15 protein-coding genes are annotated in these 16,073 nt (G+C 66.4%); 8 read left to right on the top strand and 7 right to left on the bottom strand.

What is annotated here, in order from left to right; translation table 11 throughout:
* Positions 1-646: 646 nt before the first annotated feature.
* The 3 genes from AB4Y44_RS01480 to AB4Y44_RS01470 form a co-directional block, all read right to left on the bottom strand.
* Positions 647-1,291, bottom strand: coding sequence for a LysE family transporter (locus AB4Y44_RS01480; protein WP_342924404.1), 645 nt, complete (start codon positions 1,289-1,291; stop codon positions 647-649).
* A 132-nt stretch (positions 1,292-1,423) separates the two neighbouring features.
* Positions 1,424-2,224 carry an endonuclease/exonuclease/phosphatase family protein gene (locus AB4Y44_RS01475; RefSeq protein ID WP_069265212.1) on the bottom strand — a complete coding sequence of 267 codons (801 nt, stop codon included), beginning with the start codon at positions 2,222-2,224 and terminating at the stop codon, positions 1,424-1,426.
* Between the two features lie 54 nt (positions 2,225-2,278).
* Entirely contained in the window at positions 2,279-2,731 is a 453-nt protein-coding gene (locus tag AB4Y44_RS01470; RefSeq protein WP_342924432.1) for a hypothetical protein, read from the bottom strand.
* Between the two features lie 614 nt (positions 2,732-3,345).
* On the opposite strand from AB4Y44_RS01470, the gene AB4Y44_RS01465 reads away from it, so the two are divergent.
* From AB4Y44_RS01465 to AB4Y44_RS01455, 3 genes are all read left to right on the top strand, one after another.
* Positions 3,346-3,654, top strand: a complete 309-nt coding sequence (locus tag AB4Y44_RS01465) for a DUF4148 domain-containing protein (protein WP_342924403.1) — start codon at positions 3,346-3,348, stop codon at positions 3,652-3,654.
* Between the two features lie 201 nt (positions 3,655-3,855).
* Complete coding sequence (locus AB4Y44_RS01460; RefSeq protein ID WP_342924402.1) at positions 3,856-4,962, top strand: NAD(P)/FAD-dependent oxidoreductase; 1,107 nt, start codon at positions 3,856-3,858, stop codon at positions 4,960-4,962.
* A 209-nt stretch (positions 4,963-5,171) separates the two neighbouring features.
* Positions 5,172-5,483 (top strand): high-potential iron-sulfur protein, encoded by a 312-nt coding sequence (locus AB4Y44_RS01455; protein WP_342924401.1) that lies wholly within the window; start codon positions 5,172-5,174, stop codon positions 5,481-5,483.
* 80 nt (positions 5,484-5,563) lie between these two features.
* Here the strand turns inward: AB4Y44_RS01455 and AB4Y44_RS01450 are convergent, their stop codons facing one another.
* Both AB4Y44_RS01450 and AB4Y44_RS01445 read right to left on the bottom strand, forming a co-directional pair.
* Positions 5,564-7,078 (bottom strand): amidase, encoded by a 1,515-nt coding sequence (locus AB4Y44_RS01450; protein ID WP_368698510.1) that lies wholly within the window; start codon positions 7,076-7,078, stop codon positions 5,564-5,566.
* Between the two features lie 188 nt (positions 7,079-7,266).
* On the bottom strand, positions 7,267-7,965 hold the full coding sequence (locus tag AB4Y44_RS01445; RefSeq protein ID WP_342924399.1) for a dienelactone hydrolase family protein: 699 nt from the start codon (positions 7,963-7,965) through the stop codon (positions 7,267-7,269).
* Between the two features lie 266 nt (positions 7,966-8,231).
* Between AB4Y44_RS01445 and AB4Y44_RS01440 the strand changes: the two genes are divergently transcribed.
* Both AB4Y44_RS01440 and AB4Y44_RS01435 read left to right on the top strand, forming a co-directional pair.
* Complete coding sequence (locus AB4Y44_RS01440; protein WP_368698509.1) at positions 8,232-9,398, top strand: NAD(P)H-dependent flavin oxidoreductase; 1,167 nt, start codon at positions 8,232-8,234, stop codon at positions 9,396-9,398.
* Between the two features lie 571 nt (positions 9,399-9,969).
* Positions 9,970-11,115: a branched-chain amino acid ABC transporter substrate-binding protein gene (locus AB4Y44_RS01435; RefSeq protein WP_342924397.1), complete on the top strand. Its 1,146-nt coding sequence runs from the start codon at positions 9,970-9,972 to the stop codon at positions 11,113-11,115.
* 126 nt (positions 11,116-11,241) lie between these two features.
* On the opposite strand, the gene AB4Y44_RS01430 is transcribed toward AB4Y44_RS01435, so the two are convergent.
* Entirely contained in the window at positions 11,242-12,462 is a 1,221-nt protein-coding gene (locus AB4Y44_RS01430) for an MFS transporter (protein ID WP_342924396.1), read from the bottom strand.
* A gap of 154 nt (positions 12,463-12,616) precedes the next feature.
* Here AB4Y44_RS01430 and AB4Y44_RS01425 point away from each other — a divergent pair, with 154 nt between their 5' ends.
* The 3 genes from AB4Y44_RS01425 to AB4Y44_RS01415 all read left to right on the top strand — a co-directional run bounded on the left by AB4Y44_RS01425 (position 12,617) and on the right by AB4Y44_RS01415 (position 15,501).
* Positions 12,617-13,303 carry a pyridoxamine 5'-phosphate oxidase family protein gene (locus tag AB4Y44_RS01425; RefSeq protein ID WP_342924395.1) on the top strand — a complete coding sequence of 229 codons (687 nt, stop codon included), beginning with the start codon at positions 12,617-12,619 and terminating at the stop codon, positions 13,301-13,303.
* Positions 13,304-13,716: 413 nt separating this feature from the next.
* Positions 13,717-14,025, top strand: a complete 309-nt coding sequence (locus AB4Y44_RS01420) for an H-NS family nucleoid-associated regulatory protein (protein WP_069265202.1) — start codon at positions 13,717-13,719, stop codon at positions 14,023-14,025.
* Positions 14,026-14,319: 294 nt separating this feature from the next.
* Entirely contained in the window at positions 14,320-15,501 is a 1,182-nt protein-coding gene (locus tag AB4Y44_RS01415; protein WP_368698508.1) for a cation diffusion facilitator family transporter, read from the top strand.
* A gap of 61 nt (positions 15,502-15,562) precedes the next feature.
* On the opposite strand, the gene AB4Y44_RS01410 is transcribed toward AB4Y44_RS01415, so the two are convergent.
* Positions 15,563-16,033, bottom strand: coding sequence for an Lrp/AsnC family transcriptional regulator (locus AB4Y44_RS01410; protein WP_174479506.1), 471 nt, complete (start codon positions 16,031-16,033; stop codon positions 15,563-15,565).
* Positions 16,034-16,073 lie beyond the last annotated feature (40 nt).

Raw genomic sequence — 16,073 nt, 5'->3', positions numbered from 1 at the left:
CCTGAAGTGCGAAACAAGCGCCGCCTGACTGCGGCGACCCTGCCGGCCTGCTGTCCAGTACAGCGTAGCTTTGACGATATGCCCGGGACCCGGCGGCCTGGCCTTACGCCACGGCAGGCAAGTCCCTGTTGTTTTGCCAGTTCGCCCCGCTGCGAACGAGGCGCAATCCGCTATTTTACCGCGCTCGAGCCGCAAGGACCCGGTCGATCCTGCTCGTCGATCTGCCTGGACCGGGTTGGGTCCCCTGCGCGGCAAGGGAGGGTGGCTCGCTGCGGCGGTATGGTGGCATCCGCGCGCGGGCGCAACACGCAACGGCGAGGACGGCTGGCGACGGCAAAAGGGGGCGGCGCGGGTCAAACTTCGCCCGGCTTCGCGGGCCGGAGCGGACCTTGCCAGGACCCGCGAGAGCGGGTTTCCTGTTGCTGGCGGCACGCGCCAGATTGCGAAAACGCGATCAGCGTGTGCGAATTTTCGGCTAAATGATACCGGAAGGTCTGACAGCCCGCAGCATTGACCCTGCTGGCGGGGCAGTTTCGGCGCGGCTTTTAGGCGCCGATGCGCGCGTAATGGCGCCATTTTCGGCGCTGCAGCGGTGGTGCGACGGTGCGCCGCGGCGCGCGAGGAGCCCGAGGCGCATGAGCGCGCCCTAGCGGTCGGCCGCGAGCTTCACGCCGAGACCGATCAGCGCGGCGCCGCAAAACGCATCAATCGGGCGGCGCAGGCGGCGGTAGCCGCGCTGGGTGCGGTCGTCGGCGAACAGGAAGGCGAGGCTGCAATGCCAGCCGAACGACATCGCGGCGACCGTGGCGAGCGCGACGCCATAGAACCACAGCGGCGGATGCGCCGGAAACACGGCCGCGAACACGCTGGTCCAGAACACGCACGACTTGGGGTTCGTGAGGCAGGTGATGAGTCCCGCGCGCCAGGTACGCAGCCACGCGCGCCGGTCGGCGAGAGGCGGCGGTGCGACGGTGGCCTGTGCCGCGGCGGCCAGCTCGCGGCGCACGCCGGAGCGCAGCAGCTTGAGCCCGAACCAGACGAGATAGAGCGCGCCGCCCACGCGCACGCCGTTGTAGAGCCAGCCGACGTGCTGCAGCACGGCCGCGAAGCCGAGCATGGCGAGCGCCGCCCAGAGTGTCGAGCCGACGCCCACGCCCGCCGCCGAGGCGACGCCCAGACCGCGCCGGCCGGCGAGCGAAAGCTGCGTGACCATGAAGAAGTTCGGGCCAGGGCTGATGAGCGCAAACAGATAGACGACAACGATTTGCAGCAGCGTGGCGAGGTAATGCATCTGAGGAGACCAGACGAAACGCGCGGCGCGCGCGACGCGACATATTAGCGCGGGCTTGCGCGTGCCGGTGGCCGCGATCGGGAGAGTGTCGCGCGGATGCTTCGGGTGAGCCGCGCGCCGCTGCCCGGCGCGTCAGTCTTCGAGCCGCAGGCGCGCCATGTACGGCAGGTGATCGGAGAGCCAGGCGGTCTCCTGCGCGGGCTGGATCAGCTCGACGGGCTTGAGGCCCCGCACGAACATCTTGTCGAGCGCAAGCGCCGGCGAGAAGGCCGGAAAGGTGCGCGCCGGCTCGCCAAGCAGCGTCGCGACTTCCTGCAGCCCATGCTCGGCGAAGAGCGGTACGGAGTCGTTGCGCCAGTCGTTGAAGTCGCCCGCCAGCACGAGCGGCCCCTGCGGCGCTTCCTTCACGATCCAGTGCGCGATCCAGTTCATCTGCCGCAGCCGCGCGCTGCGCGTAAGCGCAAGGTGCGCGCACAGCAGCGTGACGGACTGCCCGGCGATGTTTGCGCGCGCAACGAGCAGCCCGCGCCGCTCGAAGCGGTGCGCGGAGATGTCCCAGCGTCCGCCCAGATCGAGCGGATGCGGCGAGAGAATCGCATTGCCGTGCCGCCATGAAGGCTTGAACACGTTGGGCCCGAGGGCGATCTGCAATTCGAGCGCGGTGGCGATTTCGGTGGCCTGGCAGTGCCAGACGTCGTCGAGCGGGTCGCCCAGCTGCGCGCCGAAGGCCGAGGCGAGCACCGGCTGCGGCAAGCGGCGGGCCATCGCTTCCTGCAGAAACCAGGCGTCGGCATGGGTGGACTGCACCCAGCGCCGCATCGCCTCCCAGGCCTCGAAGCCCAGCGGCGAGCGGCCCTTGTGCAGATTCCAGCTCACGGCGACGAAGTCTTTGCTCAGTGAGGTGTCGATGAGCGGCTGTTCGGGATTTCGCATGCGTTTTTTTCTAACGGATTGGGTCACGCCGGGTCGTGCATTGGATCGGTGCGGTCACTGTGCGGACGGCGGCGCGAGTATCGCGCGCACCCGGTACGCCAGGGAGGGGTTCTGGTCGACGATCTGCCAGGTCACCCACTGCCCATCGGGCACGATCAGGCCCGGATGGCTCGCGTTCACCTGGCGCGGCTGCGGCGGCAGCCGGCAGCCTTCGGGCGTTGTCGGCACGGCGTCGCTTTCGAGCGTTTCCTGCGCCTCGACCGACAGGACGACCAGGTTCGCGCGCACCTGCAACGGCGAAACGGTGATCGTGCGCGACAGATCGATGCTGCCTGCCGGCTGATCCTTGCAGCCCACGTTGTGCGAGACGACCTTGTGATGCGTGTCCGTATGCGCCTGGCCGATCGAGGTCGTGCCATTGAACGCGTCGATTTGCTGGCCGTCGCGCATGACCTGCAGCTCCCACTGAACAGCGCCCTGGGTCACAGGCGCCGCCTCGGGCGCCACTGCGGCCGCGGCGGGTGCCGCGGGCGGCGGTGGTGGCGGGGGCGTCACGGCGCGTGAGGTCGCGGGAGGCGGCGGGGGCTGCGCCGGCGCTTGCGCGCCCGGCAGGATGGGGGGGGCCGAAGGCGTCGTATAGGCCGGCTGCGCCGTTGCCTGCGCCAGCGCGCACACGCTCGTTCCAGCGAGGGCGGCCAGGAGCAGCAGGGCAAGGCAATGTTTCCACAACTTCATATGGGTGGCTCCGTGCACGGCGCCGCGCGAAGCGACAGTGTCGGCGACGCTACGGCGGGGCGGGTACGTTCTGACCATCGATCCTATACCGGGTTCGCAAACGCCGGACCGCAGCGGTTCATGAGAGATGGGGACGCGGCGGGCGCGCTTCAACCATCGTGCGCCGAACGATTGGTTATTGAAGTGCAACAAACATAAATCTGTTTGCGGTGTTTTGGCGAAAATTGTTGTCGTGGTTGCAACGGTGACTTGTTGCTTATCGGGATGGTTTTTCGATAGCCCGTGTTTACACTGGCTTCGACGTGTCCGGCACGTTGTCCGGATTCCGCCGGCTGGCCAGCATGGGTTGCAAAGCTTGCCGGGCATCGCCTCGAAGGAGCATCGCCATGAAGCAGTCCGTTACGCTTGCTGCCCTGCTGGTCAGCGCCGCCACCGCCCTTGCCGCCGCGCCCGCATTCGCGGGCGGCGATGCGGCGACGCCGGCGGTTCAATCGCTTCCCGTCGCGGCGGTCGCCACGAACGCCCCGAAGACGCGCGCCCAGGTGAAGGCCGAGCTGGCCAGCGCCCGTGCGCACGGCGAATTGAGTCTGGACCCGAATTCGCCGGCTTATCCGCAGCAATACGCGATGGGCGGCTATACCGCGCCTCGCGAGCAGGCTGCAGGCTTCTTCCACGCTCGCAACGTCGCCAACTGACACCTCGGCCGGTGCGCGGCGACAAACTTTCTCTGTTCCCTTCCGCTCTTTCCTTGCGAGAGTCTGGCGTAGCCTCCCCGCCGCGCGGCGTACAATTTTTGTCACGCGGCGGCGCGCGTTGTGCGCTGCTGACCCCATGGCAGAGAGGATCGCGGCGCGGCTGGCTTGCCTGCCGGCGCTGCGAAGGCGGAACGCAGGGACATGGACCAGATCGAATGCGTGGTGATCGGCGCGGGCGTGGTCGGCCTCGCCGTAGCGCGTGCGCTTGCCGCGCGCGGGCGCGAGGTGATCGTGCTCGAAGCCGCCGAGGCCATCGGCACCAGCACCAGTTCGCGCAATAGCGAGGTCATTCACGCCGGGCTCTACTACCCGCGCGGCTCGCTCAAGGCCACGTTGTGCGTGCGCGGGCGCGAAATGCTCTACGAGTACTGCGCGTCGCACAACGTCACGCACGCGCGCTGCGGCAAGCTGCTCGTCGCCACGGCGGCGAACCAGATTCCGCAGCTCGAGGCGATTCGCGCGCGCGGCAAGGAAAACGGCGTGTTCGACCTCACGCGCATCAGCGGCAGCGAGGCGCTCGCGCTCGAACCGGCGCTCGAATGCGTCGCGGCCGTGTACTCGCCGCAAACCGGCATCGTCGACAGCCATCAGCTCATGCTCGCGCTGCAAGGCGACGCCGAGCGCGACGGCGCCGTGATCGCGCTGAAGTCGCCGGTCGAATCGATCGATGCGCTGGGCAGCGGCTTCACGGTGCGAACGGGCGGCGACGCGCCCTTCGATATCCGCGCCGGCTGCGTCGTCAATAGCGCGGGCCTGTATGCGACGAAGCTCGCCAAACGCATTCGCGGGCTCGACGCGCGCCACGTGCCGCCGTTCTATCTGGCGCGTGGTAATTACTTCAGCGTGTCGGGTCGCGTGCCGTTCTCGCGTCTCATCTACCCGATGCCCAACGACGCCGGCCTCGGCGTGCATCTCACGCTCGATCTGGGCGGCCAGGCGCGCTTCGGCCCCGACGTCGAATGGATCGATGCGGTCGATTACGACGTGGATCCCCGCCGCGCCGATTCCTTCTACGCGCAGATCCGCACCTACTGGCCCGCGCTGCCCGACGGCGCGCTGCAGCCGGCCTACGCGGGCATCCGCCCGAAGCTCTCCGGGCCGGGCGAACCGGCCGCCGATTTCATGATCCAGGGCGCGGCGTCGCACGGCGTGCGCGGCCTCGTGAACCTGTTCGGCATCGAGTCGCCGGGGCTCACGGCTTCGCTGGCGATCGCGCAGCGCGTCTGCGAGATGGCTTCGTTCGATTGATCGGGCTTTGCTTGCGCCCTTCTTCCAATGAGCGGCATCATGCCGCTCACTTATCTCCAGCATTGCAGCGTCACCGGGGCTTGCTTCGTTGTTAAGCTTCTTCGCGACGCCGCCACCAGAGCGGCTCAGAGGCATGCGCGGCACGCGCCACACAAAAGCGCCGCGCGCAAACCCAGCGAACGCATCGCCACAATACTGGAGTGAGTCATATGAAATCGTCCCGCCGCAGCTTTCTGATCACGAGCATCGGCGTCGCTTCGACGCTCGCGCTTTCGCGCCAGGCCTTCGCCGACGCGCCCAGGGCTGCCGAATCCGATCCCACCTCCCAGGCGCTCGGCTACAAGCTCGACGCGACCAAGGTCGACAAGGCCAAGTTCGCGAAGTACGCCGCCGGCCAGGACTGCAGCAACTGCACGTTCTACCAGGGCAAGGCCACCGACGCGTTCGCGCCGTGCCCGATGTTCGGCGGCAAGCAGGTCGCGGGCAAGGGCTGGTGCAGCGCCTATAACAAGAAGGCGTGATGAACCGGCGCGGGCGGCGCAGTGCGTAGACCCCACACGCCTCGCTGCCCGCGCCCGTCGATCATGAAAGCGCAAGCGCGCTAGCGGCGCGCCTGCAGCAAGGGCGGCCGGCGGTTGAACCACGGGCGCGCCGCCTCCAGTTGCGCCGCGAGGCGCAGCAACAACGCGTCGTTGCCCTCGCGTGCGGCGAACTGAACGCCGATCGGCAGCCCACGTGCGTTCCACGCGAGCGGCACCGACATCGAAGGCTGGCCCGTCAGGTTGAACAGCTCCGTGCAGCCCGCCCACGCGAACGCCTTGTTCGAGGCTTCGGTCAGCAGCTTTCTCATCAGCACTTCCACCGGCATGGCCGTGACCGCGCGCATCTGGATGCGCTCGCTCTGGCTCGGCTTCAATTCGCCGATTTTCACCGGCGGCGCCGCGAGCGTCGGGCACAGCAGCACGTCGTAGCGCTTCATCAGGTCGGCGAGCTGCGCCGTGATGCGCTGCTGCACGTCGAGCGCCGCGGGCAGCTCGCGCTCGCCGAGTTTCTGGCCGATGTGCGCCATGGCCCAGGTTGCGATCTCGAACTCCCGGCGGCGCGGCTTCGTGCCCGTGATGTCGTCCGCGTGCAGCACGTACTGTTCGGCCACCACCGACCACAGCATCAGAAACGCCTCGCGCGCCTGCGCGTAGTTCACGGGCAGCGAATATGGCTCCACGCGATGGCCGAGCGACGTGAGCAGCTCGGCGGCGTCGTCGAGTGCGCTGCGCACTTCGGGCGAAACCGTGTCCGCGAACATCGGCTCGGTCAACAGCGCGATGGCGAGCGGCTTCGATCCGTCGAGCGGCGCGCGCGCGGCGGCGAGGAAGGTGCCGGGCGCGCCGGCAGGCAGCGCGGGGTCGCCGGCGATGAGGTCGAGCATCAGCGCGCTGTCACGCACGCTGCGCGAAACGGCGAGATCGACGCCGAGCGCGCCGGGCGGCGGCGGCACGTCGGACGCCGGCTGGAACGCGCGCGACGGCTTGAAGCCGAAGAGCCCGCAGCACGACGCCGGAATGCGGATCGACCCGCCGCCGTCGGACGCATGCGCGAGCGGCACGATGCCCGCCGCGACCGAGGCGGCCGCGCCGCCGCTCGAGCCGCCGGGCGTGTGATCGAGGTTCCACGGGTTGCGGCAGGGGCCGAACAGATCGGGTTCGGTATAGGGCATCTGCCCGAGTTCCGAGGCGCTGGTCTTGCCGAAGATGTTCAGGCCCGCGGCGCGAAAACGCGCGACCACGGGCGCGTCCGCGGTGGGGATGTAGTGGCGGTAATGGCGGCTGCCGAGCGTCATGCGCAGCCCGGCCACCGCCGCACCGAGGTCCTTGACGAGAAACGGCACGCCCGCGAGCGGCCCTTCGCTCAGCGTGCTCACGCCGTTGCCGGACGCCTCGATGCGCCGCGCGCGCTCGCGCGCCGCTTCATAGTCCTTGAGGACGATGGCGTTGATCGCAGGATTGGTGGCTTCCGCGCGGGCGATGGCGGTGTCGAGCAACTCGCGCGCGCTCACCTCGCGGCGGCGCACGAGATCGGCGAGGCCGATGGCGTCGTATTCCAGATAGTCGGACTGCAAGGCGCGCACTCCTCGTCGTCGGGTTGGGGACGGGCTGGGGCAATACGGGCTACGCAAGGAGTGTAAGCGGGCGGCGCGCCCGCCGGGTTTGTCGTTGCGCGCGCATCGATGCGTCAAGGGGTGCGCGCACAACGACAGACGGGCGGCGGCAAGGCATCATCGCGACAACCGCCGCCGCCCGAAGGGTATTACAGATGCTCGGCGAGGAAGCTCAGCGTGCGGCCGTGCGCGAGCGCCGAAGCGTGCTGGTTGTACGAGGCGCGCGCCGAGCAGTTGAAGCCGTGATCGGCGTTCGGGTACAGGTGGAACTCGGCGTTCGGGCGGCCCGCGAAGCGCTCCTTCACCTGGCCCACCGCCGACAGCGGAATGCCGTGATCGAGTTCGGCGTAGTGGAAGAGAATCGGCCTGGTGACCTTGTCGGCGAGATCGAGCTGATTCTGGATGCCGCCGCCGTAGTAGGACACCGCTGCATCCACCGAGCCGCCGGCGGCCGCGAGGTAGGCAAGGCGGCCGCCGAAGCAGTAGCCGATCGCTGCGACCTTGCCCGTGCACTCGGGCAGCGCGCGCAGCGCGGCCGCCGTCGCGGCGATGTCGTCGACCACGAGGTTGACGTCGGTCTTTTGCATCAGCGCGATGCCGCGATCGCGGTCCGCGCCCACGTAGTCGAGCTCGACGCGCGGGGCCGCGCGCCAGAACACGTCGGGGGCGATCGCCACGTAGCCGTCGAGCGCGTATTGCTCGACGACGTCGCGGATGTGCCCATTCACGCCGAAGATCTCCTGCAGGATGACGATGCCCGGGCCCTTGCCGCCCTTGGGCAGCGCGAGGTACGCGCCGAAGCTGTCATTGCCGGCGGGAATGTCGATCCATTGGGTCGAAACGCTCATGTTGTTTCTCCGTCTTCATCAATGAGTCATGCGACGCGCCGCAGCGCTCTGCCAGGCGGCTCGCATACTGCCCGCGGCGCGTCGCGAAATCGGGGAGCCAGTTTGCCATAGGCCCTTGACCCTCTGCAGCGCACGCCACGGAAAACGCGTTCTCGCAAGCGGATCGTAATGATCTCGATTATTCATTATTCGGCCACGAGGGCTTTGGCTAGAGTCGGTAGCGATTCGTACCGTCATCGCTCGTTCCGCCATACAAGGATCGCCTCATGAGTTCTGCTCCCGCGTTGCGCACATCGCCCGACTTTTCCACGCCGTTCAGCCGCCGCTTCGGTTTGCGCCTGCCGCTCGTGCAGGGGCCGATGGCGGGCGGCCCGACCACGCCCGCACTCGTCGCGGCGGTGTCCAGCGCGGGCGGGCTCGGTTTTCTCGCCGGCGCGGCGCTCGCGCCCGAAAAGATCGCGAGCGAAGTCGCCGCGATTCGCGCGCTCACGGGCAAGCCCTTCGGCGTGAATCTCTTCGTGCTCGACCCCGCACATCCCGACGAGGCCACTGTGCGCCGCGCGCTCGACGCGATCGATCCGGTGGCCGCGCAGCATGGCTTGCCGCCCGGTGAGGCGCTCGCACGTTACGCGCCCGACTTTCGCGCGCAACTGGACACGGTGATCGCGCTGCGCGTGCCGGTGGTGAGCTTCACGTTCGGCCTGTTGCCCAAGGCCGATGTTGCGCGCCTGCAGGCAGCGGGCAGCTACGTGATGGGCACGGCGACGCACGTGGCCGAAGCCCTCGCGTGGCGCGACGCGGGTGCGGATGCCATCGTCGCGCAAGGCGCCGAGGCGGGCGGGCACCGCGGCACGTTCATCGGCGAGGCGCCGCACGCGCTCGTCGGCACGATGGCGCTGGTGCCGCAACTCGTGGATGCCGTCGAGGCGGCCAGCCTGCCGGTGCTGGCGGCGGGCGGCATCATGGACGGGCGCGGCATCGTCGCGGCGCTCGCGCTCGGCGCGCAAGGCGTGCAGATGGGCACCGCGTTTCTCGGCTGCGCGGAAAGTGCGATTCCCGCCGACTGGAAGGCGCGGCTGCGTGGGTCGACGGATACCGCGACCTCGGTCACGCGCGCGATCACCGGGCGCCACGCGCGCGGCATTCGTAATCCGCTCATGCAGCAACTCGAGGCGCGGCCCGAGACGGTCGCGCCGTACCCCGTGCAGAACGCGCTCACGCAGCCGTTGCGGCAGCGCGCCGCGCGCGAGAACGACGGAGATTATCTTTCGCTGTGGTCGGGGCAGGGCGCACCGCTTTCGCGCACGCGCGAGGCCGGTCTGGGCGCAGCGCAAATCGTTGCGACGCTCGATGCCGAATCGCGCGCGCTTCTCGGCAAACTACTCGGCAAACTACTCGGCGAACGACCCGGCAAGCTCAGTCACGACGCGTGAGGTATCTGGCCGCATGAGATGCGGGTCTGCAACGCGTCGGCGTCCGAAATTAATCGAATGCTTACTTGAACCGGCACGCGCAAAAAAAACGCGTGCCCGACGCGCGCGCAACTCGCAAACGTTATCGCGAATGCGAGGGATTTTCATATGGTCGCAAGGCGTCCTGGTGTATTCCCGCAACGCGTGCGCTAACACACCAATAACTCCCGTCAAATAATCCAAAAAACGATTCGCGCGGGACCCCTCAGGGAATCTCCCAATAATTGGATCCAAAGTCGGGATGCCTTATTACATAAGGCTTGCGGTCGATTGATCAGGGTTTCGAACTGTTCTTGCACCACGCATATTGGTACTCGCACCAATATCTGAAAAAAATCCCCCAAATTAATTTGATCACCTACACTTGCGCGCAAGTATGGATGGGCGGCCCGCCATGAACGGACCATTCGCCATGCTGGCCAGGTGCATCAAGGATGCATCCTGCGTGGTCGTCCGCACGGGGAGCGACACGTTCGGGGCGCGGGAGCACTGGGCGATTACGTAGCTTTTGGGTTCGAAACTGGAGACTTACATGACTATCAAGCTTCACAAGCTGTTGCCGATCAGCGCTGCGGCCATTATGTTCGCGTCGTTCGCAACGGCAGCGAGCGCAGACGTTACGGTCAAGATTGGCCACGTCGCGCCGCTTACGGGTGGGATTGCGCACCTCGGTAAAGACAACGAAAACGGCGCACGTCTCGCAGTCGAAGAGATCAACGCGAAGGGCCTCATGGTCGGCGGCCAGAAGGTCACGCTCGTGCTCGACGCACAAGACGACGCGGCTGACCCGCGCACGGCCACCCAGGTCGCGCAGAAGCTCGTCGACGACAAGGTCGTTGCCGTCGTCGGCCACCTGAACTCGGGCACCTCGATCCCGGCATCGAAGATCTACAGCGATGCAGGCATCGTGCAGATCTCGCCGTCGGCCACGAACCCGGCCTACACGCAACAAGGCTTCAAGACGACCTACCGTGTCGTGGCGACCGACGCCCAGCAGGGCCCGGCGCTCGCGAACTACGCGGCGAAGAACCTGAAGGTCAAGACCGTTGCCGTGGTGGACGACTCGACGGCTTATGGCCAGGGTCTCGCGAACGAGTTCGAGAAGACGGCCAAGTCGCTCGGCATGAACGTGCTGTCGCATGACGCGACGAACGACAAGGCCGTGGACTTCCGCGCCATTCTGACGAAGATCAAGGGCGAAAACCCCGACGCGATCATGTACGGCGGCATGGACGCCACCGGCGGCCCGTTCGCCAAGCAAGCCAAGCAGCTTGGCCTGCGCGCGAAGGTGCTCGCGGGTGACGGCGTCTGTACCGACAAGCTGGCCGACCTCGCCGGCGACGCGACCGACAACATCGTGTGTTCGGAAGCGGGCATGGCGCTCGAAAAGATGCCGGGCGGCAAGGAATTCGAAGCCAAGTTCGAGAAGCGCTTCGGCCAGCCGATCCAGATCTACGCGCCGTTCACGTATGACGCTGTGTACATCATCGTCGACGCCATGAAGCGTGCGAACTCGACGGATCCGGCAAAGATCCTCGCCGAAATGCCGACGACGGACTACAAGGGCGTGATTGGCGAGACGACCTTCGATTCGAAGGGCGACCTCAAGCACGGCGTGATCTCGCTGTACAACTACAAGTCGGGCAAGAAGTCGCTGCTCGACGTCGTGAAGATGTAAATCGCGCTTAGCGCGTATTTACCGATTTCGCTCACGCGATTGGAAAAGCCCGCGGCTCAGTTTGGAACTGGGCCCGCGGGCTTTTTTTCGTTTGGGGTTGCGCGTGACGCAGTGATCGATGCGCTCTCAGATCCCCAGCCGCCGCAACACCTTCGGCCCCGCTAACGCCACGAGCGCCGCGCACAACGCCACCACGGCCAGCCCGACGGTGAGGTTGGTCACCTGCGTGATGCCGCCGATCACCACCGGCCCGAACAGCAAACCGAAATACGCAATGCCCGCGACGTGCGCGAGCCCTTCGGCCGCGTGAATGCCTTTCACGCGCGCGGCGGCCGCGAACAGCACCGGCATCATGTTGGCGAGGCCCAGGCCCATCAGCGTGAAGCCCGTGAGCGCGGTGAACGAGAACGGCAGCAACAGCGCGCCGATCATGCCCGCGCACGCGAGCGAGGCGCTCGCCATCACGAGCTGCGGCGCGCCAAAGCGTGCGCGCACGGCGTCGCCGGCGAAGCGCGCCGCGGCCATGCCGCCCGAGAACGCCGCGTAGGCCGCGCTGGCGAGCGCGGGCGTGGAGAGCACCACGTCGCGCATGTAGACCGTGGCCCAGTCGTACATCGCGCCTTCGGCGATCAGGGCGATGAGCGCGATGGCGCCGAGCGCCCAGAGCGCGGGCGTGCGCCAGCGGTTGCCGGTTTTCGCGTGCTCCCCGTGCGTGGCGTGCGGCACGTGTGGCAGGACGGCCGGGCACGAGACGAACAGCACGAGCGCCGCCAGTGCCGAAGCGAGAAAGAGATGCAGCGCCGGCGCCATGCCGCGCGCGAGCAGCGCGCCGCCAATCGCCGCGCCCGCCATGCCGCCCAGGCTGAACATGCCGTGCAGCCCCGACATGATCGGCTTGGCGACGGCTTCTTCCACGGCGCTCGCTTCGGCGTTCATGGCGACGTCGAGCGTGGCCATGCCTACGCCGAAAAAGGCGAGCACGACGATCAGCATCCAGTAATACGGGACCACGAGGATCAGCGCGCCGCACACGGACATCGTCAGGCCGCCGGTGAGGCAGGCGCGGCGCGAGCCGACGCGCGCGATCCAGCCGCCGATGGTCGTCATCGCGGCGATCGAGCCGCCCGCGACCGCGAACAGCGCGTAGGAGAGCAGCGCCGGGCTCAGATGGAACTTGTCGCGCACCGTGGGCACGTGCACGCCCCACGACGCGTACATCATGCCGGCGACGAAAAACAGCGCCATGGTCGCGATGCGCGCGCGATGGCGCGTGGCGGCGGGCAGCGCCCGATGATGGGCGGCTGGGCTCGCGACGGCGAGGGCGGGATCGGTCGGTCGGTCGGACACGGGAATTCCGGGCAGAAGGAAGAGAAGGGACCAGGAAGGCGCCTGAAAGCAAACGATGATTCTAACGAAGGTGCGACCGGCCTGTCGCAGCGCGTTGGCCGGGCCGGCTGCTCTAATATCGGCAGAATCCATCGTTCGATTCGAGGATGCGCCCTTGAAGATTCCCGCTCACGCCCCGCTGCATCTGCTGCACCAGACGCCCACCGGCACGCTCGCCACGCACTCGCGCGAGCCGCGCGGTTTCCCGTATCCCACGCTGCTGCCGTTCGCGGTCGACGCGCGGCATCGTCCGGTGATCCTGGTGAGCCGCCTGGCCGAGCACACGCGCAATCTGCTCGACGACCCGCGTGCGGGCTTTCTCGTCGCGCACGCACCCGACGCCGACGTGCTGAACGCCCCGCGCGCCACCCTGCTCGGCCGCTTCGAACCGGTCGCGCCGGTCGATTCAGCCGCCCAGGAAGCGAACGAGGCGCTGGCGCGGCGCTACGTGCGCTATCACCCGGACGCCCCGCGCTATCTCGCACTCGGCGACTTCACCTTCTGGGTCATGCACGTCGAGCGGCTGCGCTATATCGGCGGCTTTGGCGCGATGGGCTGGATGGACGGCGCCGACCTCGACACGCTCACGCCGCTCGCTCCGGCCGACGAAACCACGCTGATCCGCTTCTTCGAAGCGCACCCCGCGCGACGCGTTGGCCTGGATCTCGCCGGTGTGGATCGCTACGGCGCCGATCTCGTGATCGACGGCGCTCGTACGCGCTTCGTTTTCGATGCGCCACAGCTTGATTTGCAATCCTTGCATGCGGTGCTAGCCGACTGCATTGAGCGCCATACGCAATGACGGGGTTTTCCACCCATGCGGGCGTTATTTACCATCATATATAGCGTACGACCTCATGCTGCTTCGCAGCAACCGGTTTCTGTCCCCGCTGATCGGCTCAAAGTTGTCATGCGATGAAATGTTTGATGGATTTCAACGCATTTAATTTTCATCCGCTGCTAATTGTGAGATGTGGATTTATCTGGCAAAAGCGCGATTTAGTAAAAATACCGATTTGCACGGAATGACAAAGAGTTAGAGCCTTGCTGGAAGGCGCTGGATTGGAAATCTGGCTTTAATTATTTTTATTGCTTACACGCATCCTCGCATTCGAATCTGTGTTAATCTCGCCACCGATTTCCGAGGCACGCATCTATCAATCGGCATACTGGCGCGAGATCAGTAGCCATTAAGATCAAACCACAAGGGCACCTATGTCTTCCTACAAGGAACTTCTCGCTCAGCGAGAGAAGCTGGAAAAGCAGATTGAAGAGGCGAAGGCTCGCGAATATGCCGAGGTCCTCGATGAAATCAAGCAGAAAATGGCCGACTACGGCATTACCCTCGCAGAACTCGGTGGCGGCCGCGCCAGCGCCAAAGCCGCGAAGGCAGCCAGCCGTTCGCGTGCGAGCGTCGCGCCGAAATACCGCGATCCCGACAGCGGCAGCACGTGGTCGGGCCGTGGCAAGCCGCCGCGCTGGATCGCCGGTCAAGACCGCGATCGTTTTCTGATCCAGAAGTAAATCAACTCCTCAGCGGCGCGTTTGAACGCGCTGCGCATGGGTGAAAGCAGCCGCGGAGTCGGGCGAGGTATCTCCCGATTCTCGAAAACAAGAAGCCGCGCAGTCCGGGGACGCGCGGCTTTTTGATTTTCTGCGCCACGCGCGATTGGTTCGAAGCGTATCCCTGGCATGAATGAGAATGCGTCTTGGTATTGTAGGCATCTGATTTAAAAGAGATTTTTAGGGCTATCCATAAAATCGACGCACACAGTCGCTACAATCGCGGTTATTCCCTAATTTGCTCTCACGCCGCGCATGACTTCTTCCGCCGCCCCACCGTTATCAGATAAACACGAGGTCGCGCGCCGCACGACGTGGGTCAGCGTTGCCGTCAATTCTGTTCTGGTGGTGCTGCAAATCGTCATTGGCGTGTTTGCGCATTCGCAGGCGTTGATCGCCGATGGCGTGCATTCACTGGCCGATATCGTTTCCGACTTCGTTGTGCTGCTGGCCAACCGGCATAGCGGCGCCAAGCCGGACGCCGATCATAACTACGGCCACAGCCGTTATGAGACCGTCGCGTCGTTATTCCTCGGCGCATTATTGATTGCGGTGGGCGTCGGCATGCTGGTGCGCGCCGGCACGCGCATCATGAATCTCGGCGATATTCCGGCGCTGCACGTGAGCGCGCTGGTCGTGGCGCTCGTCGTGCTGGTTTCCAAGGAAGGGCTCTTTCGCTACATGCTGCGCGAGGCGCAGCGCGTGCGCTCGGCCATGCTGATCGCCAATGCATGGCATGCGCGCTCGGATGCGGCGTCGTCGCTCGTCGTGGCGATCGGCATCGTGGGCAGCCTCGCGGGCGTGCGGCTGCTCGATCCGATCGCGGCGGCCATCGTCGGCTTCATGGTCGCGCGCATGGGCTGGGTGTTCGGCTGGGACGCGCTGCAGGACCTCTCCGACCGCGCGCTCGACGAAGCCGCCGCCGCGGACCTGCGCGCGCTGCTGATGGCCACGCCGGGCGTGCTCGACGTGCACGAGATGCGCACCCGCAAGACCGGCGACCTCGCGCTCGTGGATGCGCACATCCTCGTCGATCCGCTGATTTCGGTTTCGGAAGGGCACTACATCGCGGAGTCGGCGCGCGCTCGCCTGCTCACCGATGCACGCGTGCTCGACGCGCTGATTCACGTCGATCCCGAAGACGACATGCACGTGCGCTCCGTGGCCAACCTGCCCGCGCGCGACGATGTGGCGGCACGTCTGCGAGACGCGCTGGCGGAGCATGGCGTGCACGTCGAAGCGATCACGCTGCACTACTTGAGCACGGGGCTGGAGATTCAGGTGGTGCTGGCCGCGGCGGACGACGCGCGCCGCGTGGCCTCGGTAGATCTGGAAGCGCTGCGCGCGCACCTCGGCGCGAGCAAGCTCGAGATCATGCAGCCGCTCGGTGCGCATGGCGCGCTGGCCGCGCACGACAAACCGCGCGAGACGCATTGAATCGCGCCTCGCGGCCGGCATGCGCACGGCGCGGCAGGGAAGCCGCCACGCCGTTATGGCTTCACAGCGGCAGTTGCGTATCGAACTTGATTTCCCGCAGCACGACGCTCGTGCGCACCTGCGCCACCGCGGGAATGCGGAAGATGCGCTCGTGCAGGAAGGCGTCGTAGGCCTTGATGTCGGGCGCAACGATCTTGAGGATGTAGTCCGATTCGCCCGTGGTGCTGTAACACTCGGTGACTTCGGGGCAGGTGGCGATCTCGCGTTCGAAGGCTTCGACGCCGCCTTCGGTGTGGCGCGTGAGATGGATATGCGCGAGCGCGCAGACGTGCAGGCCAAGCTTTTCGCGATCGAGCAGCGCCGTGTAGCGCTGGATCACGCCCGACTGTTCCATATCCTTGATACGGCGCCAGCATGGCGTGCTGGAGAGCCCCACCTGGTCGGAGATTTCCTGTACCGAACGGCGCGCGTCGAGCTGTAGCAGGCGCAGGATCTTCTGAGAGAACGTATCGAGTGTCAACTGCGCCTCCATTGCGTCGCTGTATTCCTGAATGTTAGAGGCCAGGAGAACA

The organism is Paraburkholderia sp. BR10937, from assembly GCF_040965695.1.
In the GTDB taxonomy this organism is placed as follows: domain Bacteria; phylum Pseudomonadota; class Gammaproteobacteria; order Burkholderiales; family Burkholderiaceae; genus Paraburkholderia.
Note: the sequence above shows the minus strand (reverse complement) of the source record. Positions and strands in the feature narration are given on the sequence as shown.

Coding starts and splice junctions, on each gene's coding strand:
- AB4Y44_RS01480 (WP_342924404.1), bottom strand. CDS start 1,291: ATGCATTACCTCGCCACGCTGCTGCAAATCGTTGTCGTCTATCTGTTT.
- AB4Y44_RS01475 (WP_069265212.1), bottom strand. CDS start 2,224: ATGCGAAATCCCGAACAGCCGCTCATCGACACCTCACTGAGCAAAGAC.
- AB4Y44_RS01465 (WP_342924403.1), top strand. CDS start 3,346: ATGAAGCAGTCCGTTACGCTTGCTGCCCTGCTGGTCAGCGCCGCCACC.
- AB4Y44_RS01460 (WP_342924402.1), top strand. CDS start 3,856: ATGGACCAGATCGAATGCGTGGTGATCGGCGCGGGCGTGGTCGGCCTC.
- AB4Y44_RS01455 (WP_342924401.1), top strand. CDS start 5,172: ATGAAATCGTCCCGCCGCAGCTTTCTGATCACGAGCATCGGCGTCGCT.
- AB4Y44_RS01445 (WP_342924399.1), bottom strand. CDS start 7,965: ATGAGCGTTTCGACCCAATGGATCGACATTCCCGCCGGCAATGACAGC.
- AB4Y44_RS01440 (WP_368698509.1), top strand. CDS start 8,232: ATGAGTTCTGCTCCCGCGTTGCGCACATCGCCCGACTTTTCCACGCCG.
- AB4Y44_RS01435 (WP_342924397.1), top strand. CDS start 9,970: ATGACTATCAAGCTTCACAAGCTGTTGCCGATCAGCGCTGCGGCCATT.
- AB4Y44_RS01420 (WP_069265202.1), top strand. CDS start 13,717: ATGTCTTCCTACAAGGAACTTCTCGCTCAGCGAGAGAAGCTGGAAAAG.
- AB4Y44_RS01415 (WP_368698508.1), top strand. CDS start 14,320: ATGACTTCTTCCGCCGCCCCACCGTTATCAGATAAACACGAGGTCGCG.
- AB4Y44_RS01410 (WP_174479506.1), bottom strand. CDS start 16,033: ATGGAGGCGCAGTTGACACTCGATACGTTCTCTCAGAAGATCCTGCGC.